A 25,150-nucleotide genomic window follows, 5' to 3' on the forward strand; every position below is an offset into this window, starting at 1 on the left:
CGTGCGCTTCGAATCCATGGTGGACGCGATCGGGCACACCCCGCTGGTCCGTCTGCGGGCCCCCGGCGATGTGCAGCTCTACGCGAAGCTGGAGCTCCAGAACCCGTACGGGATGAAGGACCGGGTCGCCCGCGAGGTGGTCCTCGCCGCGCGGGCGACCGGTGAGCTGACACCGGGCGCGCCGATCGTGGAGAGCTCGTCCGGCACGTTGGCACTCGGACTGGCGCTGGTCGGCGCAGTGCTCGGGCACCCGGTGCACATCGTCACCGACCCCCGCATCGATCCGATCACCCTGGCCAAGCTTCGATCGCTCGGCTGTGTCGTGCACGTGGTGTCGGCGATGGCCCGCCACGGGTGGCAGAGCGCCCGCCTGGAGCGCCTCGCCGAGCTGCGTCGGGAGCTGCCCGGCTCGTACTGGCCGCAGCAGTACGGCAACCCGCTGAACCCGCGCGCCTACCGGGCGTTGGCCCGGGAGATCACCGCTGACCTGGGGGCGGTCGACGTGCTGGTGGGCTCGGTTGGCAGTGGTGGCTCCCTCTGCGGTACCGCCCGCGCCCTGCGCGAGCAGCAGCCGGCGTCGCGGGTCGTCGCGGTCGACTGCGTGGGCAGTGTCCTGTTCGGTCACCCCGACCAGCCCCGTCGACGGCAGAGCGGCCTGGGCAACAGCCTGCATCCGGAGAACCTCGACCACACGGTGTTGGACGAGATCCACTGGCTCAACGATCGGGAGGCGTTCGCCGCCACCCGGGACCTCGCCCGGGAACAGGGGATCTTCGCCGGGAACTCCGCCGGGTCGGTGTATCAGGTGATGAAGGGGCTGATTGGACGGCTCGCCCCGGGGATCCGGATGGTCGGCATCCTGCCCGACCGGGGCGACCGGTACGCCGAGGGCTTCTACGACGACACGTACTGGGCCGAGCAGCAGCTCGACGACCTTCCGCTGGCCCGTGAGCCGGTGCGGGTGTCGTACGGCACCGAGATCACCTCGTGGTCCTACGCGCCGGTGCCGCGCCAGGAACTGATCTTCGTGGAGTCCAACACCACCGGCACCGGGATGCTGGCGCTGCGCCAGGCGGCGCGGCTGGGGCTGCGCCCGGTGCTGCTGACCCACCGCCCGGGGCGCTACCTCGGACTGCCCGACACACCCGCGGAGGTCATCGAGTGCGACACCAACGACATCGACGTTCTCCGTACGCTGCTGTCCCGGCGAGCCCGGCAGCGCCGCCTCGCCGGCGTCACCACCACGAGCGAGTTCTACCTGGTGACCGCTGCCACCCTGACGAACTGCCTCCGGTTGCCCGGCAACGGCGCGGACGCGGTCGCGGCCTGCCGGGACAAGGCACGCACCCGGATCCTGCTGCACCGGGCGGGTCTGGCGCAGCCGCGGCACACCGTCGTGCGGGCACCGCACCAGGTCCCGGCGGCGGTGGCGCGGTCCGGGCTGCCCTGCGTGGTCAAGCCGACCGACGACTCCGCCTCGGCCGGGGTACGGCTGTGCCGTACCGAGGCCGAGGCGCGGGCCCAGGTGGCCGCACTGCTCGCCGTCACGGTGAACGTACGCGGCCAGGCCACCTCCGGCTCCGTGCTGGTCGAGCAGTACCTTGCCGGCCCGGAGGTGAGTGTGGAGGCGTTCGCCTCGGACGGGCGCGTGGAGATCGTCGGCGTCACCGAGAAGCAGATCGGACCCGAGCCGTACTTCGTGGAGGTCGGTCACGTCTTCCCGGCGGCGGAGCGACCGGGAAGCGAGGCGGTCCGGGAAACCGCCCGGCGGGCGCTCGCCGCGGTCGGGCTCGACCATGGCGCCGCGCACGTCGAGATCCGGCTGACCGACGCCGGTCCGGTCGTCGTCGAGATCAACGCGAGGCTGGCGGGCGGCATGATCCCTGAGCTGATCCGCCTCGCCTCCGGGCTCGACCTGGTCCAGCGGCAGCTACTGGCGGCGGCCGGGCTGCCGCTGGAGCCCTCGGCGCTCGCGACCGGGTACGCCGGCATCCGCTTCCTGGTCGCCGAGACCTGCGGGGTGGTGCGTGCCGTCGCCGGCGTCGAGGAGGCAGCCGCGCTGCCGGGCGTGCACGACGTGACGGTCACGGCCCGGGTCGGTGCCACGGTCGGTCCGGCGGCGGACGCGTACGGGCGGCTCGGCTGGGTGATCGCCACCGGGGACACCCCGAGGCGGTGCGGGCCCGCCTCGACGGGGCCATCGCCCGGGTGGCGCTGGATGTGACGCCCGCGTCGGACGGAACCGCCGCGGCTGACGAGAAAGTGACGGTCTCCGCATGATCGAGATGCGCAGCGACACCTTCACCCTGCCGACCCCGCAGATGCTCGCCGCGATGACCAGCGCCTCCCTGGGCGACGACGTCTACGGCGAGGACCCGACCGTCCGCGAGTTGGAAGAGACGAGCGCGGAGCTGACCGGCAAGGAGGCCGCCTGCTTCCTGCCCAGCGGCACGATGGCCAACCTCTGCGCGATCCTGGCCCAGGTGCCGCGCGGTGCAAAGGTCGTCGTCGGCGACGAGTCCGACATCTACCTGTACGAGGCCGCGGGCGCGAGTGTCTGCGCGGGGGCGAGCTACGAGCCGGTCGCCACCGACGAGGACGGGCGGCTACCGCTCGACCGGATCGCCGCGGCCTTTCCCGACGACCCGGACGATCCGCAGTTCGCACTGCCCGCGCTCATCTGCCTGGAGAACACCCACAACCGCGCCGGGGGCGTGGTGCTGGACGAGGCGTACCTGGCGGCGGTGCGCAACCTCGCCGACGAGCGGGGCGTCCCGGTCCATCTGGACGGTGCCCGTCTGTTCAACGCCGCGGTGGCGGCCGGAACCAGCGCCGCCGCCGTCGCCCGGCACGCCCACACCGTGCAATTTTGCCTCTCCAAAGGGCTCAGCGCCCCGGTCGGCTCGATGCTGGCCGGTCCCGCCGACGTGACGAACCGGGCCCGGCGGGCCCGCAAGCTGCTCGGCGGTGGGATGCGGCAGGCGGGCGTGTTGGCTGCGGCCGGGCTGATCGCCGTGACCGAGATGCCGCAACGGCTCGCCGAGGACCACGCCAACGCGCTGCGCCTCGCCGAAGGGCTGGCGCAGTTGCCCGGGGTGACGATCGAGCCCAAGCGGGTGCGGACGAACATCGTCCTGTTCCGCCTCGAGGAAATGCCCTGGCAGCGGTTCGTCGCCGCGACGGCCGACCTCGGCCTGCGGCTGGCGGAGTTCGGGCACGGTCGGATCCGCGCCGTGACCCACCGCGGCGTCGGTAGCGCCGACGTCGACCGGGCAGTGGAGATCATCGACCGGGTGGTGTCGCGGTGACCACGGTGGCGGGTACCGGCCAGATCGTCGAGGTTCGGCGGGCCGACGCCGCCGACTGGCTGCACGACAACCGCGTCGAGCTGCGGCAACGGCTCGACGCGGCCGGTGTGGTGCGGCTGCGCGGGCTCGCGCTGCACACCCCGAGCGCTTCGCGGCGGCCGTCGAGGCACTGGTGCGGCCCTGCCCCCGCCGGGAGCCGTTCGCGCCGCGTCCGCACGTGTTGGGAGAGGTGCACGGCGCGCCGACCTGGCCGGCGTACCGGGACATGTGTCCACACAACGAGCAGAGCCACGCCCTGGAGTTCCCGGCGACCCTGCTCCTGGCACACCCGCCGGGGCCGGCGACGACGGGGAACACCCTGCTCGCCGACGGGGTGGAGACGCTGTCCCGGCTGCCGTCGGGGGTCCGCGACACGTTCGTCACGCGCGGCTGGATGCTGGTCCGCAACTTCCGACCCTACGTGGGGATGAGCTGGCAACAGGCGTTCGGGGTGGAGACAGTCGCCGAGGTCGAGGCGTACTGCGCCACGCAGGCGATCGATCACGGGTGGCTGGCCGACGGCACACTTCGTACCCGGCAGGCCCGTCCGTCGACTCTGGTGCACCCCGACACGGGTACGACAGCGTGGTTCAACCAGATCGCCTTTCTCAGCGAGTGGAGCCTGCAACCGGACGAGCGGGACGTGCTGTTGAGCGCGTACGGGCGCGACGGGCTGCCGTTCAACACCTTCTTCGGCGACGGGGAGCCGGTGCCGGCCGAGGATCTGTCCGCGGTGCAGGAGGCGATCGACGCCGCGACGATCCGGTTGCCGTGGACACCCGGCGACCTGCTCCTGGTCGACAACGTACGGATGGCGCACGGGCGCAGCGCGTACGACGGGACGTGGTCGCTGTGGGAGGCGCAGGGCGACGCCCGCCAGGCTGTCAACTTTCCATGACTCCTGTCATGACTTGCAGCGTTGACTCTGGTAAATTCCGATCGTCCGCAGCGATCAAGACGAGTCGAGGTGCTGGATGGACAAGTGGGTGAGCATCGCCACGCCGAATCCCGCCGCCCCCACGCGGCTGTTCTGCTTCCCGTACGCCGGGGGCGGCGCGTCGGCGTACCGGGAGTGGCACCACTGGTTGCCTCGCGTCGAGGTGGCCGCCGTGCAGTTGCCGGGCCGGGAGAACCGGCTCGGGGAACGTCCCATCGCCGCCATGGACGACCTGCTCGCCCTGCTGGTCGGCGCCCTCGATCCGCTGCTGCGAGAGCGCCCGTTCGCCTTCTTCGGGCACAGCATGGGGGCCCGGATCGCCTACGCGCTGACCCGGCACCTCGAGGAGCAGGGCGGCCCCCTGCCCGCCTGGCTCTTTGCCTCCGGCAGCCCCGCACCCTGGCTGCGGATCCCCGAGGTGGCCTGGGCCGAACCCGACGACCGGCTGCTGTCCTGGCTGGCCGACCTCGGGGGCACTCCACCGGAGGTACTCGGCAACCCCGACCTCATGCGGCTGGCGCTGCCGGTCATCCGCGCAGACCTGACCATCGGTGCCACCTGGGGATACCCGTACACCACCCCGTCGTCGGTGCCGGTGCACGCCTTCGCCGCCACCGACGACGACTACGCCACCCCGGAGCGGGCCCGGGCCTGGGAACGCGAGACCGCCGGCCCCTGCCGCGTGAGCATCTTCCCCGGCGGGCACTTCTTCCTACACGAGCATGCCGGCCAGATACTGCGGCTGATCGACGACGACCTACTCAGCGTGGCGCGGTAGGCGGCCATGACCTCTACCGGAATCGCCGCTGCACGGGCCATCGACCACCCGCAGGAATGGCCGGTCTACGACGACCCGGCCGTGGCCCGAGCCAGCGCACTGATCCGTGCCGGTCGCACCTTCGACTACCGGCACGGCCCGGAAATCGCCGAGATCGAACAGCTCTTCTCCGGCACCCTGGACGGCCGAAACGTCCTCGCGGTCAACTCCGGCACCAGCGCACTGCTCGCCGCGTACTACGTCCTCGGGCTCGGCCCCGGCGACGAGGTGCTGGTCCCCTCCCTGACCTTCCTCGCCACCGCCTCGCCGCTGTTCGTGCTCGGCGCCACACCGGTGCTCTGCGACAGCGGATCGGCCACCGGCAACGTCACCGCCACCGCCCTCGCCGACCGGATCACCAGCCGGACCCGGGCCATCGCGGTCACCCACCTGTTCGGCCACCCCGCCCCGATGGCGGAGATCACGAAGCTGGCCCGCGAACGGTCACTGGCGCTGATCGAGGACTGTTCCCACGCCCACGGATCCACAATCAACGGCGTGCCGGTCGGCACCTTCGGCGACCTCGCCGTCTTCAGCATCGGCGGACTCAAACTGGTCAGCGGCGGCATGGGCGGCGTCCTCGCCTGTCGCGACAGCCAGCACTACGACCTGGCCTGTCTGCTGAGCAGCTTCCGCCAACGCAGCAGACTCACCGTCCGCGATCCGGCGCTGCGCCGCCTCGCCGACGTCGGGCTGGGCGGCAACCTACGGATCAGCCCCGTCGCGGCGGTCCTGGCCAGCAGCCACCTGCGCCGCCTCGACGAGTTGGTGGCCGCCAAGGCGCGCAACGCCAGCGCGCTCGTCGCCGCGCTGCGCACCCACCCGGGCATCGACGGCCCGGGCATCGCGCCCGGGCACACCATGGGCGGCTGGTACGACATCGTGCTGCGCGTCGACCCGCAGCGCGCGGGCTTCGACCGCGACGAGCTCGTCGCCGCCCTCAAACGCCACGGCGTACGAGCCGGCGTACCGCAGACCGCCCCGCTGCACCGCACGTCGGTCTTCACCGGATGCCGGCCGCCCACCTGGCACGCGTACTCCCCGGCAACGCTGCGTCAACACTTCGCATACGCCCCGGAGGACCTTCCGGTCAGCGGCCGTCTGCACGACGAGTGGATCAGCCTGCCGGGCACCTTCTTCAACCAGCCGCAGGAGGAGCTGCTCGGCGCGTACCTGCGCGCCGCCGAGCGGGCGCTCGCCGACCTGGCGGTGCCCCGATGAGCCCGGTCTCGGTCTACCTCGTCGGCGTGGAGAGCCTGGCCAGCTGGTTCACCCACTTCGTCCGGTGGCGCCCCGGCGACCGCCGGCTGCACCTGGGGGAGGGACCACGGGTCGACACCGAGATGCTCCGGCGCGGCTTCGACGGCCTCAGCGCCGCGACCGCCGTCTTCCTGACCAGCCACGACACGCTGCTGCGTGACCGGGAACTCGCCGCCGGGCTACGCACCGCCGGCCATCGGGCCATCGTCCAGTCGGGCGGCGCGGCGACCCTCGGCATCGACAAGGTGGCGATGAAGCGGTTCTTCGACCGGCACGGCATCCCCACGTCGCCATGGCGGTACCAGGACGAGGGCACGCTCGAAGACGTCGACGGCGACCCGCTGGTGGTCAAGGGGCGCAACAGCACCCAGAGCATCGGCATCCGGATGGCCACCGAGGCGTCGTCGTCCCCGCACTACTTCACCGAGCGGTACGCCGACGGCGTGGAGTACTCCGTCGTCGCCCACCGCACCGCCGGGCGCACCGTTACTCTGCCCCCGGTCTGGAAGGGACCGACGTCGCCGATGCTGGTTCCACCATGGCGCCGGTTGCGGCTCTGTCCCGCTCCGGGCATGACCCCCGCTCTCGACGCCTGGTTGCGTGACGTCACCGAGACGATCGCGCGGAGCGCAGATGTCGACGGTTTCCTGGAGGTGGAGTTCCTGGTCCAGGCCGAGGGCGCCGGCCTTGTCCTGGAGATCAACCCACGGATCTGCGGCACCCTGCGGATCGCCGCGCTGGCCGCCGACGTTCCCGTCTTCTCGCTGCATCACCTGCCGTCGTCGGCGGCGCTGCCGGCCCATCGGTACGCCGCCGAGGTGCCGTACACCGGTGCGTCCTTCAACGACCCGGCGCAACAGGTGTACGCCACCTCGCGGCTCACCGTCGCCGGGAAGGACCCGGCGGACGCCGTGACCGCGCTGCGTCGGCACGCCGGCGACTCCGTAATGCTCTGCGATCCCTGGAACACCGGCAACGCGCCGGCCGTACTCGGAGCCCGAGAGGAAACCCCGTTATGAGCACCGAAACCCTTCGCGACGAGACACCGTCGGACGACGGCACTCCATCGTCCTCGCTGAACCGTCACCGCGACTTCAACAAGCTCTGGCTCGGCCAGGGGATCTCCGCCTTCGGCACCGAGATCACCACCCTGGCGTTGCCGCTGACCGCGATCCTCATTCTCGACGCGAGCGCCACTCAGATCGGCATCATGTCGGCGCTGCGCGAGCTGGCCTTCCTCGGCCCGCTCCTGCTCTTCGGCGTCCTGGTCGACCGGATGCGCCGACGACCGCTGATGATCGGTACAGACCTGGCGCGGGCCTTCGTGATCGGTCTCGTCCCGGTCCTGGCGTTCCTCGACTCGCTGACCATGACGGTGATGTACCTCGTCGCCTTCGCCATCGGTTGCCTCTCGGTCGTCTTCGACCTGGCCTACCGGTCCTACCTGCCAAGCATCGTCTCCCGCGCGCAGTTGATGGCCGGCAACAGTCGGCTCCAGGCGACGGACTCGCTGTCCCAGATCGCCGGGCCCGGGCTGGCCGGTCTGCTCGTGCAGGCGCTGCGCGCCCCGTTCGCGCTGGTCGTCGATGCGATCTCGTTCGTGGCCTCGGCGATCGCCCTCATGCTGGTGAAGACGCCGGAGCCGCCCGTCAAGCAACCCACCGAGGACATCGGCCGCGGCTGGCGCGGAGTCTTCAGCGACATCGGTCACGGCCTGCGGACCACGGTCAGGCACCCGGTGGTACGGGCACTTGCGGGCAACAGCGCCACCTTCAACTTCTTCTCCGTCCTGATGCTCACCCTTTTCGTGCTCTACGCCACGCGCGAGTTCAACATCAGCCCCGCGGTACTCGGCCTCATCTTCGCCGCCTTCGGAGTCGGCGGGCTGCTCGGCGCGATCACCATGGGCCGGCTGCTCAAGGTGCTGGGCTACGGCTGGCTGCTGATCGTCGCCTACCTGCTGGCCGTCGTGCCGATCATGGCCATCCCACTGGTGAACGGAACGACGACCACGGCCGCGATTCTCTTCGGCGTCATCCACTTCGTGGTCGGCTACGGCATCGTCTCTTCCAACATCGCCGAGATGACCATGCGCCAGATGGTGATCCCGCAGCACATCCTGGGACGGGTCAACGCCAGCTTCCGGTTCCTCATCGGTGGCCTGGTGCCGATCTCCGCGCTGGTGGCGGGCCTGCTCGGCGACGCCATCGGGCTGCGGCCGACGCTGTTCATCACCGCGGTGGGCATCCCGCTGTCGCTGCTCTGGCTGATCTTCTCGCCGATTCCGAAGCTACGCACCGTTGAGGACGTGGAGGCGACGGCATGAGCGGACCGACGTTGGACGGCGGCTGCGACCGCGGCTACGAGATGAGCCCCTGCCTCTGGGGACGTGATCCGGAACCGGTCCTCGAGAGTCTGACTCGGCGTACCTCGCTGGAGGGCCTCCGGGTGCTGGACGCGGGCTGCGGTGAAGGGCGCAACGCCGCCTACCTGGCCCGGCACGGGGCCCTCGTCGACGCGACGGACGTCTCCGAACTGGCGCTGCGCAACGCCCGTGCGGCCTGGCCGGACGAGCCGGGAATCACCTGGTCCGTGCAGGACGTCCTCACCCAACCCCTGCCACCCGCCAGCTACGACGTCGTGGTCTTCGACAGTGTGGCCCACTGGCTGACCGACGCCACGGCAGTCGCCGCCGCGGTGACCGCCCTGCAGCGGGCGACCCGGGTCGGCGGCTGGCACGTCATGTGCTCCTTCAACGACCGCAAACAGGAGCTGGACAACCACGCCAACCCACCGCGCTGCATCCTGCCGCACAACATCCTCGTCGGCCACTACCTCAACTCCGACTGGGAGGTGGCCGAGGTACACGACGACGACGTCATCTCCTCCCACGCCGACCAGCCCATCCCGCACCGGCACTCGGTCACCCGGCTCCTGGCCCGGCGGTGGGGGACGGGGTGACCAGCATCGAGACCGCCGCCGGCCGGCTCAGCCCGCTGTCGTTCCCGCAGGAACAACTCTGGCTCATGGAGAGCCTCGCGCCCGGCACCTACAACGAGGTCTGGGTGCTGCGCATCGAGGGCGAGCTGCGGGTGCCGCTGCTGCAGCGCAGCCTCGACGTGGTCCTGAGTCGGCACGAGGTGCTGCGCTCCACCTTCCACACCGTCGACGGCGCACCGGTCTGCCGCATCCTGCCCGAACTCGCCATCGACCTGGGTCAACCGACCGACCTGTCGTACGTGCCGGTGGCCCTGCGCGACCGGATGGTCGCCGATCTCGCCGCGCTGGTCGCGGATCCCCCGTACGACCTGAGCAGTGGTCCGCTGATCCGCGCGTCACTGCTGCGCCTGGCGGACACCGAGCACGTGCTCGTGCTCGCCACCCACCACATCGTGGCCGACGGGTGGTCGCTGCGGGTGGTGCTGCACGAGATGCTGGCCGCCTACGAGGCGCACGCCGCCGGGCGGGTGCCCGACCTGCCGGAGCTGCCTCGCCAGTACCGGCACTTCGCCGAGGAACAACGTCGGCTGCTCGGGGACCGGGAACTCGCCGACGAGCAGCGGTACTGGCGCGGGCAGCTCGACGGTGCCGTCCCGGTCCTCCAACTGCGCCCAGGCGCTCTCCGTCCGCCGGTCAAGTCCTCGCACGGGCGGCGGATCCAGGTGAGCTTCCCGGCGAGCCTGGCCCGGTCGCTGTACCGGTGCGCCGCCAGCGTCCGCAGCACCCCTGCGGCGGTGCTGCTCGCCGCTTTCACCGCGGTCGTGCACCGCTACACCGGTCGTCGGGACCTGCTCATCGGCACGGCCAGCGCGGCCCGCCCGGAGGAGCAGTGGGAGCCGCTGGTCGGCTTCTTCGCCGCGACGGTGCCGCTGCGCCTGAGACCCGGCCCCGACCAGTCCTTCCACGAACTGGTCCGGCACGTGATGGAGGTCAGCCTCGACGCGCTCGACCACGACCGGCTTCCCTTCTCCCACCTGGTCGACCTGATCCGGCCAGACCGGGACCCGAGCTATCACCCGTTGGTGCAGGTGGTCTTCTCGCACGCCGACGTCCGCGACGCCGAACTGCGTGGCGAGGCCCTGCGCATCCGGTACGAACACGTCCCTCGCACCCGCTCCCGATTCGATCTCATCGTGGAAGCCCAGACCGGTCCGGACACCCTCGGTTTCTGGCTGGAGTTCGACGAGGGCCTGCTCCCCGAGCCGTTCGTTCGGGCTCTCTTCGCCCACCTGCGGACCCTGCTGGCCGCGGCGATCGAGGCGCCCCGGACGGCCGTCGCCGACCTGCCGATGCTCTCCGCGCCGGAACGGGCCGTGGCCATCTCCGAGGTCCCACCGGTCGGTGCCCCTTTTCCCGCCTCGGAGCAGGTGGTGCAGGGCGTCGACACCCTCGCGCCGCGCGGTGTGGTGGGCCGGGTCGTCGCGATCGACCCGCAGCACGTCCGGGTGGTCGGGGACCGGCTCCTGCCGGTACACGGTCAGAGCCTGGCCGATACCGGCGAACTCGGTTACGTGGACGGGCGCGGCGACCTTGTGCGGCTGGGGCGGCACGACCGCCACCCGGTGGTGAACGGACTCGGCGTGCCGCTGGACGAGGTGGCCGCCGCACTCTCGGTGCATCCCGGCGTCCGCGCTGCCGAGGTCACGTGCGGCGGCACGCCACCGGTACTGCGCGCCCGGGTGACGCGCGCCGTTGACCCGGCGCCGACATCCCAGCAGCTGGCAGAGTTCCTCGCCGCCCGGCTGCCTCGCTACGCGATTCCCACCGTGATCGACGTGGACCATCCCGCCGGCGTGAGCACCGACGACGCGGTGCTCATGAGCCGGGTGCGCGAGATCTGGCAGCAGGTGATGGATCAGGACGAGATTGGTGACGACGACGACTTCTTCGCTCTCGGCGGCCACTCCATCATGGCGGCGGAACTGGCGTCGCGGCTGCGCACCGAGATCGGCACACCGGTGCCGATCCGGTGGATCTTCGAGGCTCCGACGCTGCGTTCCCTGGTCCGTCGGGTCGAGCGGGGGGCGTCCCCCGGACCCCGAGGGGCGAGCGAGGCCGCGCCGGCCGGTGTCGGCGTTGCCGGACCGGTGGTCACTCCCGACCGCGCCGCCGCCGTTCCACTGACGGCGGCGCAGACCCAGATCTGGGTCCTCGACCGGCTCGCTCCCGGCCGGGCGACCTATCACAGCCCGCTGCGTGTCGACATCACCGGCCCGCTCGACCCGACCGCGCTGCGGCAGGCGTTCACGCAGGTCGTCGAGCGGCACGAGATGTTGCGCAGCGTGATCCGCTTCGTCGTGGACCGGCCGGTGCAGGTGCCGCAGCCGCACGGCCCGCGACTGGCAGTCGTCGACCTGAGCGCGCTACCGCCGCAGACCCGGGCGGCCGAGATCGACCGGCTCGCCGTGGAACAGGCGCTGCGACCGTTCGACCTCTCCCGGGAACCCGGTATCCGGGCGACCCTGGTGGTGGCGCCAGACGGGCGACACGTGCTGCTGCTGACGGTGCACCACATCGGCATGGACGGGGTGGGGTACGGGGTCTTCTGTCGCGACATCAGCGCCTGCTACAACGCGATCGTGGCTGGAGGCGCTGTGCCGGCCACGTCGGCCGGACTGACCTGGCAGCAGTACGCCCGTTGGGAGGACGAGTGGCTCTCCGGCCCCGAGCCGACCGCGCTGTGGGCGTACTGGGAGCGGGCCCTGGCCGATCTGCCGGTGCTGTCGTTGCCGACTCCGCTGCCGCGCCCGTCGCTGCCCACCTTCGACGGTGACCAGATCTCGATCCTGCTCGACCCGGAGCAGACCGGCAGTCTCCTGCGGCTGGCCGCCGCCCATCGGGTCAGCCCGTTCATCCTGGTCACCGCCGCCCAGGCAACGCTGTTGCACCGCCTCACCGGCGCCGCCGAAATTCCTATCGGTGCGGTGGGGGAGAACCGCCGGCTGCCCGGGGCAGAGCGGCTGGTCGGGTGCACGATCGCGACGCTGGTGCTGCGGGTGGACTGCGCGGGCGACCCGTCCTTCGCGGAGCTGCTGACCCGGGTACGGGACACCGTGCTGGGCGCGTACGACCACCAGGGTCTGCCTTTCCCACAGCTGGTACGGGCAGCCGCGATACCGCGGCAGGTCGACCGGCTGCCCCTGTTTCAGGTGGCGATGGAGTGGCAGGAGCCCGACCGCAGCGGCTGGAACCTGACCGGCTGCACAGTCGACTGGGAGTTCACCCGGCTGGACACGGCCCGCAACGACCTGTACTTCACCGCCGCGATCCGGTCCGGCCGCCTGGAACTGAGCGTCGAGTTCAACACCAACCTCTGGGACGGGCCGGGGGCGTGCGGGCTGCTTGCCCGGTGGCGCGACCTGCTGCTGGCGGCGACGCGACGGCCCGGCCAGCGACTGTCCGAGCTGACCGGGCCGGACTGAGCGCGACGAGCCGGGTGTCGAGGTCCTCGGACCGAGCGAGGACCTCGACACCCGGCACAAGGCGGGTCGACGTCACTTGCCCGGCGCGGGCCGACCGCAGACTTCGACACCAGCGCTAGCGGTGCCGCGCGATCTCCTCGTGCCACCACTGGATTCCGGTACGCAGCGCTGCCGGAGCGGGTCCGTGCCGCAGCACCCCGGTCGTCACCGTCAGCATCGCCCGGTCGGCCGCGTCCCGGACCGGGGCGAGGACCTCCTCGGTGCGGCGGTCGGCCCGGCCCAGCCCGGGAATCTCCAGGACGCTGTGCGGCAGGCGGCGAACCAGTTGCGCCGACTCGGGCAACCGGGCACCCACCACCGCTGCGGCTGGTCCGGGCTCCGGCGTACCGCAATGGGCGGTGTGCCATCCGGTCAGCGCGTCCGCGATCGCCTGGGCCGTGCTGTGGCCCTCGGGGGTGCGGCTGCCCTGGACCTCTCCCGCGCCGTGGTTCGAGGTGCGGACCAGTGTGAAGACCGCTGCGTCACGGTCCTGTGCGATCCGCAGCAACGGATGCAATGTCGCCGCGCCCATGAACGCGCATGCGGTGACCGCGTCCCCACCGAGCTGGCTCTGCGGCCCGAGGTAGAGGTCCGCGTAGGCGGCCATTGTGTCCTCCGCGTCGCCGATCTTGGCGTCGAGCAGCACCAGCGCGCCCCGTTCGTGCACGCCGTCGCGGAAGCGGCGCAGCGCCGCCATTCCGGCGGCGCCGTGGCGCAGGTAGAACGGCACTTGGACCTTGTAGGCGGAGACGCTGTCACCGGCCGCGTCCAGCAGCACGTCGCCGTAGCGACGCACCGACTCGGCGGTGTCCGCCAGCCCCCACCGGTCCAGCCAGACCGGTGACGGAGCGACCCCGAGGCAGAGGCCGCCCCGCTGGGCGCTGAGCGCGGCCCACCTCCTGGCAAAGCTGGTCGCTGGTCGGGTCGGCGTCATCAGGGTCCTTTCCGCACCGCCCGGGCGCGCAGCACCCGGTGGAGCTCGTCGAGCGTGGTGATGATGGGTACGTCGGCCTGTCCGCCTCCGGCGCGGTCGAGCCACACCCCGGTCAGCCCCGCCGCGGTGGCGGCACGGGCGTCGGAGTCGAGCCGGTCCCCGACGTAGACCGCTTCGGCGGGCGCGATGCCGAGACGGTCGCAGACCGCGTGAAAGATCCGGGGATCGGGCTTCGCCGCGCCGTCGACGTCATCGCAGCAGACCAGGGTCTCGAGTCGGTCCCGGATGCCGAGCGCGGTCAGCTTGCGGTTCTGGTACGCCCGGTCGCTGTTGCTCATCGCCGCGAGCCGGAGCCCGGCGCGGCTCAGGCCGTCGAGAGCGGGCAGCACATCGGGAAAGAGGGCGAATGCATGATCGCAGTGCTCCAGGTATCGCGTCACCCAGGCGTCCACCTCGGCCTCCTCGGGGCCCAGCGGAAACCCGGCCGATGCGCAGAACTCCCGTGCCCGACGCCGGCGTTGATCGGTGAAGGTGCATTCGCCACGTAGATAGGCGTTGAAGTGGATGTGCTCCAGTTGCCGCCAGAGTGCGAGGTAGTGGTCGGCGTCGGCGGCGCTGACCGCGGCCGTCGTGGCCAGATGGGCCAGCAGGCCCCGGCCGGTCGCCCCGGAGAAATCGACGAGGGTGTCGTCGACGTCGAAGACGACGGCGTGGATCACTGCGCCGACGGACGCGCCGCGAACTGGCGGAGACTGCGCGGCCGCATATCGGTCCAGACCTGCTCGATGTAGGCGAGGCACTCCGCACGGCTGCCGCGCTTCCCCGCCTCGCGCCAGCCGTTGGGCAGGCTGCGCTCGGTCAACCAGAGAGAGAACTGCTCCTCGTCGTTGGAGACCACCACATACTCGGCGTCGTCGTCTGCCACGCTCACAAGCCCTCCTCGGTCGTGCCCCTGCCGGACGCATAACTGGCGACAACTATAGTCTCAAATCTTTCGACAAGTCGATGACTAAAGTTATGCTCGGTGTCCGAGGGGTCGATCGAGGCCCGCGGCTCTCGAGGAGGCAGCTGTGACCGCATCGGCGCCGCATCCCGGATCGACGATATCGGCGACCACGTCGACCGCGGCAGGGGGCAATGAGCCGGCAACGCAGTCGCGTGTCGCACCGCACTGGTCGTCCTACGCCGCCGCCCTGCTCGTGCTGCTGCGCCACTGTGGCCCGCACGCGCCCGGCCGGGTCGCCCTGCGCATCGACGGCGCCTCGGCGACGATTTCCGTGCCGTCCGGCAGGATGACCGCGGCGCAGCTCGTGGACGCCATCGCCGGCACCCCGCTGCACACCGACGAGGTGTCGGCGCCGGCGGCGTTCCACTGGCGTCATCCGCACCCCGCCCCCGACGCCCACCTCGTGCTCGCCGCAGACGAGACCGGAATGTCCTGGCAGATCACACCGGGCTGGTCCGCGCCGATGCTCGCAAGCGAACTGGATCGCAACCTCGCACCCCTGCTGGCGCAGCTGGCCGACAACCCGCACCGGCCGATCGGGACACTGACCGTTCCGGATCGAAGCGCGCGGGAATGGTTGGCGCGGCACGGACGGCCAGCCGACACCGTACGGATTGACGGGCTCGTGCCGGAGCTGGTCTCGCGCCAGGCACGCGAGCATCCGGGCCGGCCCGCCTTTGGATCCGGACCCGGCAGGCTGACCTACGGCGAACTCAACGCGCGGGCCAACCAGTTGGCGCGGGTACTGCGGGAACTCGGCGCCCAGCGCGACCGGTCCGTGGCCCTGATGATGGACCGCGGCAGCGAGATGCTCGTCTCCTTCCTCGCCATCCTCAAGAGTGGCGCGGCGGCGATCCTGCTCGACCCGGCCCATCCGACACAGCGGATCGCCGAGGTGCTCGACGTCGCCCGCCCTCGGGCCGTACTCACCCTGGCCCGGCTGGGCGCCATCCTGCCGGCCGAGGCCGCGACCGTGGTGGCGGTCGACACCGAGTGGCCGCGCATCCACCGGCTCTCCTCCGACGATCTGGACGTCGCCGTGCATCCCGAGGACGTCGCCTACGTGGTGCACACCTCCGGCTCGACCGGCACCCCCAAACGCGTCGCGGTCCTGCACCGGTCGGTCGCCCACTCCATCGCCACCCATCAGGAGGGACACCGCATCACCGCGACGGACCGCGCCGCCTGGCTGGCCCCACCCGGCTCGTCCGTGTCGGTCGGGGAACTCTGGCCGTACCTGTGCGCCGGTGGCAGTGTGCACACCGCGCCGCCGGAGGTCGTCGGCGCGGCTCCCCTGCTGCGCGACTGGCTGGTGCGGGAGGAAATCACCAAGACGTACGTCAGCATGCCCCTCGCCGAGCAGCTCTACCAACTGCCCTGGCCCGCCGAGACGAGCCTGCGACTGCTGACGGTCGGCAGCGACAAGGTACGGCGGTGGGCTTCGCCGCAGCTGCCGTTCGAGGTCGCTGTCGCGTGCGGCTCGTCGGAGGCCAACGGCATCAGCAGCTGCCTGGTGCCGTGGGAGGACCGTCTCACCAGCGCCACCGCCACCGCCGGCGACCGGGACGTCCCGCCGCCGATCGGTCGGCCGTGGCCGGGCGTACGCGTCGAACTGCTCGACACCGCGATGGGCCGGCTGCTTCCCGGCGCGGTCGGGGAGATGTACCTCGGTGGACCCGAGCTCGCCCGGGGATACCTCGGCGACCCGGGCCAGACCGCCGACCGGTTCCGGCCCGACCCGTACGGGCCGCCCGGTGCCCGGCTCTACCGCACCGGAGACCTCGCGTACTTCGACGAAGACGGGCGGTTGCACCACCGAGGTCGGGTCGACCGCGAAGTCAAGATCCGCGGATTCCGGGTCGACCCCGCGGAGGTGGAGCGGGCATTGCTGGCTCAGCCCGGTGTGGACGACGCGGTGGTGGTGGCGCTGGCCGACGAGGCCGGCGAGAGCCAGCTCTGCGCCTACCTGGTCGCCGACACCGCCGACCCGCACCTGGTCCGCGCCGCGCTCGTCGACCTGCTGCCGGGGCATGCCGTGCCCGCCTCGTTCACCCTGGTGGACCGGCTGCCGGTGACCGCCAACGGCAAGGTGGACCGCGACGCGCTGCCCGCCCCCGACTGGAGCACACTGCGCAAGCCCTACCGGCCGCCCCGCGACGAACTGGAACGTCAACTCGCCCAGCTCTGGGCGGATCTGCTCCCCGTGGCGCAGATCGGTCTGGACGATCACTTCTTCCATCTGGGTGGTGACTCGATGTCCGCCAACCGACTCGCCGTACGCGTGAACAGCCGGCTGCGGGTGCGGGTCACCGTACGCGCGGTGCTGGAACACCCCACCCTAGCCGAGCTGGCGGAGTTCATCCGCACCCGGCTGCGTATGTCCACGCGGAGTTGACCCGTGCTCGTCGAGGTGGCCCCGCACAGCACCGATGCCGAGCTGGCCTCGCTGGCCGCCCGGATCGCCGGGCACGAGGACGTCACCGCCTGGCCGGTCCGCCTGGCCGACCGGTGCTTTCTCGCCGTCGCCGGGGACGAACGGTTGGTGACCCGGGTGCGCTGCCCGGCGATCCGCGCCTGGCACAGTACCGCCGAGCGTGGCTTCTGGCTGGTGGACCGGGCCAACGCGCTGCTCCCGGAGCGGGTGCCGCTCGGCACCGGACACGTCGGTGGCGGCGGCCTGTGGTTCGGGTCCGGCCCCTGTGCCCTCGAGTCGGTGCCGGACACGGTGCGGACCGCCGCGCTGGTGCGGAGCGCCGGCGCCGATGCGCTGCGGGCGAGCCTTTTCAAGGTTCGCAGCGGGCCCTACCACTTCCCGGGGAAGGGACGCGCCGGCCTGTCGGCGCTGGCCGAGGTACGTGCTGCGGGCGGCCTGCCGGTCATCACCGAGGTGGTCGACCCGCGTGACGTCGGGCCGGTCGCGCAGGTTGCCGACTGCCTACAGGTCGATCCGCGCAACATGACCAACCGGGCGCTGCTGGCCGAGCTCGGCGGCTGCGGTCGGCCGGTGCTGTTGATGCGCGGCGTCCGCGCCACCGTCGTGGAATGGCTCAAGGCTACGGAGTACGTCGTCAGCCACGGCAATCCGCACGTGATCATGTGCGCGCGGGGCGTCGTGTCGTTCGATCGGTCACTGGCGTACCAACTCGACTACGGCGCGGTCGCGGAGGTGCGTCGTCACACCGACCTGCCCGTGATCTTCGACCCGAGCCACAGCACCGGCAGCGCCGCCGCGGTCGCCCCAGCTGCGCTGGCGGCCGTCATGTTCGGGGTGGACGGACTGCTCGTCGAGACGCATCCCGCGCCGGAGCGGATGTACCGGCCCGGCGACGCCGCGCAGATGTACCCGGTCGACCGGATCGGCGCTCTCCTGGCCGCCTGCCGCCGGGTCCGGGAACTCGCCGCAGGCCTCACCGCCTGATCGCCGCGGGCCTCACCAGCTGAACGTGAGGCCCGCGGTCGATGGCCTTTCCGTGACGTGGCCGGTCAGGGCCCTTCGTCGAGCAGGTGCTCCAATTCCTCCGACGACAGCTGCGCCGCACGGTCCAGTAGCAGGCCCTCGACGTGTCTGGCCTGGCTGGCGACGGTCTGATGCTCGAACAGTTCGGCCACCCCGACGTGCGTACGGAACGTCTCGCTCAGACGGAATGAGAGCTGCGCGACGGTGAGCGAGTGCCCGCCCAGGTCGAAGAGAACGTCGTGGGCACCGGGGGCGACGCCGAGCAACTCCTGCCAGGCCGCGGCGATGGTCTCCTGGAGGTAGCCCTGCGGCTCGACACGTTCCGCAGTTCCGGCCCACGCCAGCACCTCGGGCTCGACCTGGACCGGGGACGGCGGCGGTACGTCACCTAACCCCGGGATGTCACGCACCCGGCGGTCGGGATCGTCCGCCACGGCGTCGATCAGGGACCAGAACTCCTTCGCCCACTGCTCGATCCGGGCCACGTCGATGATTGCGTCGTCGAAGTCCCACCGGGCGGTCAGCTCCGCGTCGCGGACTACCTTCACCATCAGGTCGTACTGCGCCCAGCCGCCGGTCAGCACGATCTCCTCGCAGGTCACCCCGAGATAGTTGCCGCTCATGCCGGGCTGGCCCTCGACCGAGAAGACGGTCTGCACCAGGGGCGTGGAGCCGATCTCCCGCGGCGGGCGGAGCTGGGCCACCAACTGCTCGAACGGCAGATCCTGATGCGCGTACGCGGACATCGCCGAGGCGTGCTCGGCGGCGACGAGATCGCGCACCGACGCGTCGGGTTCGGCCGCACCACGCAGCACCACCATGTTCAGGAAGTAGCCGACCATGTTCTCGGTCTCCGCCAGCGGTCTTGCGCTGATCGGCGTACCGACGAGGGTGTCGCGTACCCCGGTGAGGCGCCACAGCAGGAGCCGGTACGCAGCCAGCAGTACGACGAACGGCGTCGTCGCGTGCTGGCGGGCTGCGGCGCCCACCCGATCGGCCAGCCCGGCGGGAGCGGCCACGTCCAGGTAGGCTCCGCCACGTCGACCCGAGCGCGGCTGGTTCGACGGCAGGACGAGTCGTACGGACGCGCCCGCGATCCGGTCCGTCCAGTACCGCGTCAGCGCAGCCAGCCGGTCACCGGCGATATGGGCGCGTTGCCACTCGGCGAAGTCACCGTAGTCGACCGTCAGCGGTGCGAGCGTGGCGGCCCGATTGTCGCGCCGGGCCTGGTACAGCGCCTCGAGGTCGACCAGGAGCACACCCTGTGAGACGCCGTCGGTCACCATGTGGTGCGAGGCGAGCACCAGTATGTGGTCGTCGGGGGCGAGTCGATACAGTCTCAGCCGCGCCAGCGGACCCTTGTCCAGATCGAAGGGCATCGCGAGGTCGGTCGTGGCGGCAGCGGTCGCCGCGGCGATTTCCTGACCGTCCAGCTCCGTCACGCGGAAGTCCACCGGTGCGGCCCCGGCTACGAGCATCGGCACCTCGCCCTGCCGGATCAACCGGCTGCGCAACGGCTCGTGTCGCACGACGAGATCGTCGAACGCTGCCCGGAGCGCGGCGATGTCGAGGGTGCCGCTGAGCCGGAACGCGACGTGGTCGACGAGACTTCCGGGCTCTCCGGTCATCAGGTCGGTCAGCCAGACCTGCTCCTGCCCACTGGAGAGCCGTACCGGCGCTGCCGGGTCGGAACGCCTCCCCAGCGGGCCGGCGCCGGCGTCGTGCCCCAGCAGCCGCAGCGCCGCCGCGCGTCGCTGGGCCGGCAGGGTTGCCAGCCGTCGCAGGAGTTCCGTCGTCTCGTCGGCCATCGCGCCTCCTATGGTTGGTCGTCCGCGGCCCGCACGGTGTCGCGCTCTCGGGCCAACTCGTCGATCTGTCGCCACACCTGGGCGGCGAGCTGGTAGGAGCCGCCCCTCTCGCAGAGGTCGACGGCGGAACGCAGCATGGCTATCGCCCTGTCGATCTCGTGGGTCTGGTGCAGCGCACTGGCGTGGCCCAGATAGCTGTAGATCAGGTCGAGTCCGCCCAGCGGCGTGTCCGGGCCGGTCAGCGGCGCGTACAACCGCAGTGCTTCGCGGGGATTGCCGACCTTCAGCTCGTACCGGGCGCGCAGCGCGGAGACGATTGCCTGCTCGTGCGAAAGTGCGAGCATCCGCGACGTGGTCTCCGCATCATTGATCCACTGCCGCGCGCCGTCGAGGTCGTCGCCGATGTCCAGCAGCACCGACGCCGCCGAGCGGCAGAACCGCAGCCAGTCGATCAGCGACATGCTGGGGAAGGCCAGCGCGTCCCGGGCCAGCCCGAAATGCTGGCGTGCCTCCTCCGGGCGGCCCAGCTGCGCGTACGCCATGCTCGCCACCCAGTGCGCCCGTCCGACGAAGCCCGGCCAGTCCAGCTTGGCCGCCACGTCCAACATCTCGGTGATCAGCGGTTCGACCTGGTCCAGCTCGCCGGCCTCGCAGAGCACCGAGATCAGCACGCCGAACAGCCGTACGTGCACGCTCGTGCCGCCGATTCCGGGCTGGCGCAGGTGGGTCAGTGCCCCGTACGCCGTGCGCCGGGCCTCGCGTAGCTGTCCGAGGTCGCGCAGGACCGACGCGAGATGGGTCTTGACGACCAGCAGCAGTTCCGGCGCGGACTGCACGAGCGGGATCTCGGCCAGTTCCTCCAACAGCCGCAGGCGGGCCTGGTGTTCGCCGAGCATCCGCAGCGTGTCCTGCAACTCCAGGCCGACATCGACCGCGCGCTCGGGTAGGCCGGCGGACTTCGCGCTGGTCAGGGCGTTCTCCAGGAACCGCCGAGCCTGCGCGTGGTCGCCGACCTCGCTCGCACTGCGGGCCAGGACCTGCTCGAAGAGCATGGGGCGCCGGCTGGCCTCGGTCGGAAGCTGTGGCACCGCGTCCACGCCGAGCAACTCCTCCAGGCTGCAGTCCAGCATCCGGCCCAGGTAGACCACCACATCCAGGGTCGGCACCCGGCTGCCCGCTTCCAGCAGCGAGATGTAGCTGGGAGTCACGGAATCACCGGCGAGTTCGCGCTGCGACATCCGCAGCGCCGAGCGCCGGGTCTTCAGTCGCTGACCGAACTCCGGTTGGGTCACGGCGATCTCGCCATGCGGGAGCCAACCTTTTTGCCCTTTGGTCATCTGTCCACGACTCCTGTTACTGCCTCTGTTATGACTCTAGTTGAAATGCGCCGCAGATCCTACCCCATCGGCGCGCCCTTGTTTGCCCGCTACGCCACGAAAGGCGCGTGTCTGTCTCGGACGGGGCGGGGAGGCGAGCAGAGCCGGAGTTGCTTTCACCAGCCTCTTGCCTGCTAGGCGCGGTGTAGATGGACCGCTGACTCAAGTTACGCCGCCCGCTTTCGGGGCTACGCGTGACCGCCGACCGTGATCGGCCCGACCCGAACCGTCGCGCGCGCCCCGAAGAACGTGGCCAGCCGGCCCGCCTCCTCGTCGAGTGCCCGCCGCCGCGCGACGGACAACTCGTCCAGCGGCTCCACGGTCACGTCGATCCGCCGTCCGGATTTGCGCTGGTGCCACACGCCGGCCACCTGTCCGTCGACGAGGAGCACCGGAAAGGTGCCCGCTTGGCCGTTCGCGAGGGCCCGCCGGGCTGCCCGGCCGGCGAAGAGCCGGTCACGCGGATGGGAGCCGATGACGAACGCATCGAAGTAGGGCAGCAGTCGAAGCCCGGTCGGCCGCTCCTGGCTGAACTCGCGGTCGCCCGCCACCACCCAGGCTTTCTCGCCTTCCAGATCGACGGGCTCCAATCTGTCCGTGGCTCGCTCGAACATTCGCGCGGCGAATGCGCGCGGAATCGACAGCCACTGCGCCACATGCGCGGGCGTCGCCGGCCCGTATGCCCAGAGATAGCGCAGCAGCAGATCGGTGAGCGCGACCTCGCTCTCGGCTGGGGTGAAGCCCGGCAGCCACCGGGCCGGGCTCGTGTAGGTCACCTTGCGACCCCGCAACGGACCGAAGCACATGACGCCCCGATTGGTCACCTCGTGCTCGATCTGCCTCCACCGTGGCCACCGGTCGCCGAACGCCTCCATCACGCGATCCGCCGCCCAGTCGCCGACGCGCTCGGCGATCGCCGCGGTGAGTTCGTCGACGGCAAGGTCGGCCGTTCGTAGCGCGTCGCCGATCGCTTCGATGACCGCGTCGACCTGCGGCCTCGTCATCCGCACCGCAGCGGGCTGGCCGTCCTGCCCGACCGGCAGCGCCGAGAGCGCACCCGCCCACATAGGCAGCTCGGAAACCGCGAGCAGATGCACCGTGCCGCGCGGCCCCCGCGTCTTCACCAGGTGCCGATCGCGCCAGAGCGCATCCTGAACCGTCTGCCGGGACACGCCATCGAGTCGCAGTCCGAGCGACCACTCTGCCGCCGACATCACCTGCGCGTGCACGCCGCACAACGCCGTCGCGGCCGGTCCGATCGCCGCCGCGCCGTCACCGGGAGCCCTGGTCAGCCTCGCCCGCTCCATCCGCCGTGCGTGGACCTGATCCCAGGTGTACCGAGCCGCCATGGTGGAGAGTCTGCCGCAGGCCGTGACCGATGTGCAGGCATGCCCGGCTTCCTGGGCCGGACCGTCGGCCGTCCCGACGCCGACGGTGCGGGGCAGGACGCCGGCCACGGCGTACGGATGCTCACCCGCTGGAAGCGGGTCGTACGGGGGCGACCGGCTGTTGGGCAGGTCGCTGCGGCACCGCGTCAGGCTCGGGCGGAACGTGCCGCGGACCATCGGACCTAGGAGGTGTGGTGGTCCGCCCAGCCTCGTGTTCCCCACCGTGCCCGCCGCCGCAGTCGGGGCAGTCGAGACGGCGCAGCAGACGCCGGCTGGTGCTCACCGGCGCCCCGTCGGCGCAGCAGATCTCCACACAGGCGGCCAGCGTGGAGATCGGCGCGCCCCGGCTGAAAGCGTGGACGACCTCGCCGGCCGTCAGCGCTGCGATCAGGTCGACCGTCGTCGCTGCCGGGCCTGCTCCGTCTGGCCGCGTCAAAGCCGGCAGTGGGCAGGCGCAGGACAGGCCCGGACGCAGCAGCGGCCCCACGGAACCACCGCGGGCGTCCACTCGGGCGCCGAGCCACCACTGCCCGGCCCGCAAGGTCGCCGCCAGGGCGGAGGGCGGATCGCCGCCGAGCACCTCCACCACGATCACCGAGGGCCAGCCGCCGGCCGAAACCGACGGCATCCCGGCCAGCACGTCGCAATCGTACGGCCCCACAGTGATCCCGCTGCGGTCCAGTTCGGCGATGATCGTGGCGGCCAACCAGCCGCGTCCCGCCACGAGCGCGTGACCCGGACGCCGCTCGACCAGCAGGTGCCCCGGGCCGGCCGGGTAGCCGGCGGCGCGGGACAGGAAGTCGGTTGCCGGCGTCGGCAATTCACTTCTCGCCGGACCACTCGCCTCCACAGTGACGGGGCGCACCAGCCCGTGCCGGGCGAGCAGCGCGATCTTGTCGGTGACCTCCGCCACCGGAACGCGCAGCAGGTGCGCGATCTGCGGCACGTAGTGCCTGCCGTCGAGCAACTCGCACAGCCGCGGCATGACCTCACTCGCTCCGGGATCAGCGAAGACCACCCGTGTCGGGCCACCCTCCAGGATGTAGGCGCCACCGGCGACGAAGCGGACCAGCCCGTCGCTGAGGCGGTACGGCAGCGCGGTCACCAGCCAGCTCCGGCACTGTCGGACCGGGCCACCTGGTCGCGCTGCGCCTCGGCGCGCCGCCAACGCGGACAGTCGTCGGACGGCACGAACGCCTCCGCCCTCAGGGTGCCGTCGAGCACGTCGTAATACAGGATCTGGCGGCGTGCGGCATCATCGCGACCGATGAGCATCGTGGCGAGAGCAGCCGCGACGCCGGCGTGATGCTCCAGGTAGCCGAGCGGCCCGGCCGTGGGGTCCCGGTCGTACAGGTCCCACAGCGCCCTGGTGAGGTGGGCCTGCTCATCGGCGGCGAGCACCCGATCCAACAGGCAGTCGTAGCAGCCGGGGAGATTCGGGCCGAAGACCGGCCCGACCCGGATCCGTGGGTGTGCCATGATCACCGGTAGCCACCACGGTACCGCCTCGTCCGCGTCGATGGTCCGGGCCTCGGCGCGGGTCTCCCGCCAGGCGGCGAGGATGATCGGTAGCATCGGGACGGTGACCGACTCGGGGCCACCGTCGGTCACGCGAGTTCCGGCGATCCGGGACACCAGGCGGCCGGCCACCGCGCGACCGAGGTCACCAACAGCGACGACGGTGATGGGGGACTGCTGCACGGCGGGCCTCCACGATTGGCGCAGCTGGAGAACGTTTTTTCACCACGTCGCGAGGGTACGGTGATGGGCGTACCAGTCGCGCACAATCGGCGTACAACTGGGTTGGCCGTCGGCCGGGGTGAGCGATGCTTTTCCACTCGACCGCTGTCGGTGCCCGGGGACGGCAGACCTTGTCGATCTCGGCCCGGTGAAACGACGGCTGCTGCTCGTCCGCCTGTTGCTGCGGCCCAGCGTGGCGGTCTCCACCGAGGAGGTGGTGGCCGCGCTCTGGGGACCAGCCTCCAGCGGGAGGGCGTGCCGAGAGGCGACCGGGCGGTGCGGCATTTCCACCACGACGGCGTCACGATCTCGGTGTCTCGCGGCGGCCAGGGACTGCTGGTCCTGTGTCCCGGGTTGAACTCGACACAGGCAGACCTGCGCGAGCTGACCGGGTCGCTGCGGCACAACCACGATGTGGTGACCTTCGACCTGCACGGCCATGGCCGTGCCTCCGCCGCCGACCGCGATGCCGACCATCGGTGAGTTGGCGTCATATGCCGGAGTGACGGTGCGTGCGGTGAGGCTTTACCACGCCAAGGGCCTGCTGCGGTAGCCGGAGCGGGACCACTCCGGCTACCGCAGGTACGACGCCACCGCCATGGTCGAGCTCATCAAGATC

At 71.3% G+C, this 25,150-nt stretch carries 21 protein-coding genes; 13 read left to right on the forward strand and 8 right to left on the reverse strand.

The genetic code is table 11. From position 1 onward, the window contains the following. Position 1 precedes the first annotated feature (1 nt). The 9 genes from KIF24_RS10045 to KIF24_RS10085 all read left to right on the forward strand — a co-directional run bounded on the left by KIF24_RS10045 (position 2) and on the right by KIF24_RS10085 (position 12,783). The gene (locus tag KIF24_RS10045; protein WP_221083794.1) at positions 2-2,224 is read left to right on the forward strand and encodes a pyridoxal-phosphate dependent enzyme; all 2,223 of its coding nucleotides are present in this window, start codon (positions 2-4) and stop codon (positions 2,222-2,224) included. 52 nt (positions 2,225-2,276) lie between these two features. Further along, positions 2,277-3,308 carry a GntG family PLP-dependent aldolase gene (locus KIF24_RS10050; RefSeq protein WP_221083795.1) on the forward strand — a complete coding sequence of 344 codons (1,032 nt, stop codon included), beginning with the start codon at positions 2,277-2,279 and terminating at the stop codon, positions 3,306-3,308. Positions 3,309-3,363: 55 nt separating this feature from the next. Beyond that, positions 3,364-4,245, forward strand: a complete 882-nt coding sequence (locus KIF24_RS10055; RefSeq protein WP_269440674.1) for a TauD/TfdA family dioxygenase — start codon at positions 3,364-3,366, stop codon at positions 4,243-4,245. A 76-nt stretch (positions 4,246-4,321) separates the two neighbouring features. Beyond that, complete coding sequence (locus KIF24_RS10060; protein ID WP_221083797.1) at positions 4,322-5,062, forward strand: thioesterase II family protein; 741 nt, start codon at positions 4,322-4,324, stop codon at positions 5,060-5,062. Between the two features lie 6 nt (positions 5,063-5,068). Then, positions 5,069-6,322 carry a DegT/DnrJ/EryC1/StrS family aminotransferase gene (locus KIF24_RS10065; protein WP_221083798.1) on the forward strand — a complete coding sequence of 418 codons (1,254 nt, stop codon included), beginning with the start codon at positions 5,069-5,071 and terminating at the stop codon, positions 6,320-6,322. Continuing rightward, positions 6,319-7,380: a D-alanine--D-alanine ligase family protein gene (locus KIF24_RS10070; protein WP_221083799.1), complete on the forward strand. Its 1,062-nt coding sequence runs from the start codon at positions 6,319-6,321 to the stop codon at positions 7,378-7,380. Before KIF24_RS10065 ends, KIF24_RS10070 begins: the two co-directional genes overlap by 4 nt. Continuing rightward, positions 7,377-8,687, forward strand: coding sequence for an MFS transporter (locus tag KIF24_RS10075; protein WP_221083800.1), 1,311 nt, complete (start codon positions 7,377-7,379; stop codon positions 8,685-8,687). The genes KIF24_RS10070 and KIF24_RS10075 overlap by 4 nt, the downstream gene beginning before the upstream one ends. After that, positions 8,684-9,322, forward strand: coding sequence for a class I SAM-dependent methyltransferase (locus tag KIF24_RS10080; protein WP_221083801.1), 639 nt, complete (start codon positions 8,684-8,686; stop codon positions 9,320-9,322). The genes KIF24_RS10075 and KIF24_RS10080 overlap by 4 nt, the downstream gene beginning before the upstream one ends. After that, positions 9,319-12,783: a condensation domain-containing protein gene (locus KIF24_RS10085; RefSeq protein ID WP_221083802.1), complete on the forward strand. Its 3,465-nt coding sequence runs from the start codon at positions 9,319-9,321 to the stop codon at positions 12,781-12,783. The genes KIF24_RS10080 and KIF24_RS10085 overlap by 4 nt, the downstream gene beginning before the upstream one ends. A 115-nt stretch (positions 12,784-12,898) precedes the next feature. Here KIF24_RS10085 and pyrF read toward each other — a convergent pair whose 3' ends face one another. The 3 genes from pyrF to KIF24_RS10100 are packed head-to-tail and all read right to left on the reverse strand — an operon-like array spanning position 12,899 to position 14,687. Continuing rightward, a complete protein-coding gene (gene pyrF / locus KIF24_RS10090; protein ID WP_221083803.1) occupies positions 12,899-13,756 on the reverse strand; it encodes an orotidine-5'-phosphate decarboxylase in 858 nt (285 codons plus the stop codon). Then, positions 13,756-14,475, reverse strand: a complete 720-nt coding sequence (locus KIF24_RS10095) for an HAD family hydrolase (protein ID WP_221083804.1) — start codon at positions 14,473-14,475, stop codon at positions 13,756-13,758. The genes pyrF and KIF24_RS10095 overlap by 1 nt, the downstream gene beginning before the upstream one ends. Further along, positions 14,472-14,687, reverse strand: coding sequence for an MbtH family protein (locus KIF24_RS10100; protein ID WP_407939908.1), 216 nt, complete (start codon positions 14,685-14,687; stop codon positions 14,472-14,474). The genes KIF24_RS10095 and KIF24_RS10100 overlap by 4 nt, the downstream gene beginning before the upstream one ends. Positions 14,688-14,826: 139 nt before the next feature. Between KIF24_RS10100 and KIF24_RS10105 the strand changes: the two genes are divergently transcribed. Beyond that, positions 14,827-17,157 (forward strand): AMP-binding protein, encoded by a 2,331-nt coding sequence (locus KIF24_RS10105; protein WP_221083806.1) that lies wholly within the window; start codon positions 14,827-14,829, stop codon positions 17,155-17,157. Between the two features lie 3 nt (positions 17,158-17,160). Next, a complete protein-coding gene (locus tag KIF24_RS10110; protein ID WP_221083807.1) occupies positions 17,161-18,180 on the forward strand; it encodes a hypothetical protein in 1,020 nt (339 codons plus the stop codon). 65 nt (positions 18,181-18,245) lie between these two features. Here KIF24_RS10110 and KIF24_RS10115 read toward each other — a convergent pair whose 3' ends face one another. From KIF24_RS10115 to KIF24_RS32495, 5 genes are all read right to left on the reverse strand, one after another. Next, positions 18,246-20,027: a condensation domain-containing protein gene (locus KIF24_RS10115; RefSeq protein WP_221083808.1), complete on the reverse strand. Its 1,782-nt coding sequence runs from the start codon at positions 20,025-20,027 to the stop codon at positions 18,246-18,248. Positions 20,028-20,035: 8 nt separating this feature from the next. After that, positions 20,036-21,319, reverse strand: a complete 1,284-nt coding sequence (locus KIF24_RS10120) for a helix-turn-helix domain-containing protein (protein ID WP_221083809.1) — start codon at positions 21,317-21,319, stop codon at positions 20,036-20,038. 272 nt (positions 21,320-21,591) lie between these two features. Next, entirely contained in the window at positions 21,592-22,632 is a 1,041-nt protein-coding gene (locus KIF24_RS10125) for a winged helix DNA-binding domain-containing protein (RefSeq protein WP_331461067.1), read from the reverse strand. Between the two features lie 241 nt (positions 22,633-22,873). Continuing rightward, on the reverse strand, positions 22,874-23,896 hold the full coding sequence (locus tag KIF24_RS10130) for a hypothetical protein (RefSeq protein ID WP_221083810.1): 1,023 nt from the start codon (positions 23,894-23,896) through the stop codon (positions 22,874-22,876). Then, the gene (locus tag KIF24_RS32495; protein WP_221083811.1) at positions 23,893-24,492 is read right to left on the reverse strand and encodes a TOMM precursor leader peptide-binding protein; all 600 of its coding nucleotides are present in this window, start codon (positions 24,490-24,492) and stop codon (positions 23,893-23,895) included. The genes KIF24_RS10130 and KIF24_RS32495 overlap by 4 nt, the downstream gene beginning before the upstream one ends. Before the next feature lie 294 nt (positions 24,493-24,786). Between KIF24_RS32495 and KIF24_RS10140 the strand changes: the two genes are divergently transcribed. After that, positions 24,787-25,014: an alpha/beta fold hydrolase gene (locus KIF24_RS10140; protein ID WP_221083812.1), complete on the forward strand. Its 228-nt coding sequence runs from the start codon at positions 24,787-24,789 to the stop codon at positions 25,012-25,014. Then, positions 24,998-25,084 carry a MerR family DNA-binding transcriptional regulator gene (locus KIF24_RS34990; RefSeq protein ID WP_407939991.1) on the forward strand — a complete coding sequence of 29 codons (87 nt, stop codon included), beginning with the start codon at positions 24,998-25,000 and terminating at the stop codon, positions 25,082-25,084. Before KIF24_RS10140 ends, KIF24_RS34990 begins: the two co-directional genes overlap by 17 nt. The last annotated feature ends 66 nt before the right edge of the window (positions 25,085-25,150 follow it).

This window comes from Micromonospora tarapacensis (assembly GCF_019697375.1).
Classification (GTDB): domain Bacteria; phylum Actinomycetota; class Actinomycetes; order Mycobacteriales; family Micromonosporaceae; genus Micromonospora; species Micromonospora tarapacensis.

Bases quoted from the DNA above. Each gene is read 5' to 3' on its own strand.
- KIF24_RS10050 (WP_221083795.1), top strand. From the start codon at position 2,277: ATGATCGAGATGCGCAGCGACACCTTCACCCTGCCGACCCCGCAGATG.
- KIF24_RS10060 (WP_221083797.1), top strand. From the start codon at position 4,322: ATGGACAAGTGGGTGAGCATCGCCACGCCGAATCCCGCCGCCCCCACG.
- KIF24_RS10065 (WP_221083798.1), top strand. From the start codon at position 5,069: ATGACCTCTACCGGAATCGCCGCTGCACGGGCCATCGACCACCCGCAG.
- KIF24_RS10070 (WP_221083799.1), top strand. From the start codon at position 6,319: ATGAGCCCGGTCTCGGTCTACCTCGTCGGCGTGGAGAGCCTGGCCAGC.
- KIF24_RS10075 (WP_221083800.1), top strand. From the start codon at position 7,377: ATGAGCACCGAAACCCTTCGCGACGAGACACCGTCGGACGACGGCACT.
- KIF24_RS10080 (WP_221083801.1), top strand. From the start codon at position 8,684: ATGAGCGGACCGACGTTGGACGGCGGCTGCGACCGCGGCTACGAGATG.
- pyrF (WP_221083803.1), bottom strand. From the start codon at position 13,756: ATGACGCCGACCCGACCAGCGACCAGCTTTGCCAGGAGGTGGGCCGCG.
- KIF24_RS10115 (WP_221083808.1), bottom strand. From the start codon at position 20,027: ATGGCCGACGAGACGACGGAACTCCTGCGACGGCTGGCAACCCTGCCG.
- KIF24_RS34990 (WP_407939991.1), top strand. From the start codon at position 24,998: ATGCCGACCATCGGTGAGTTGGCGTCATATGCCGGAGTGACGGTGCGT.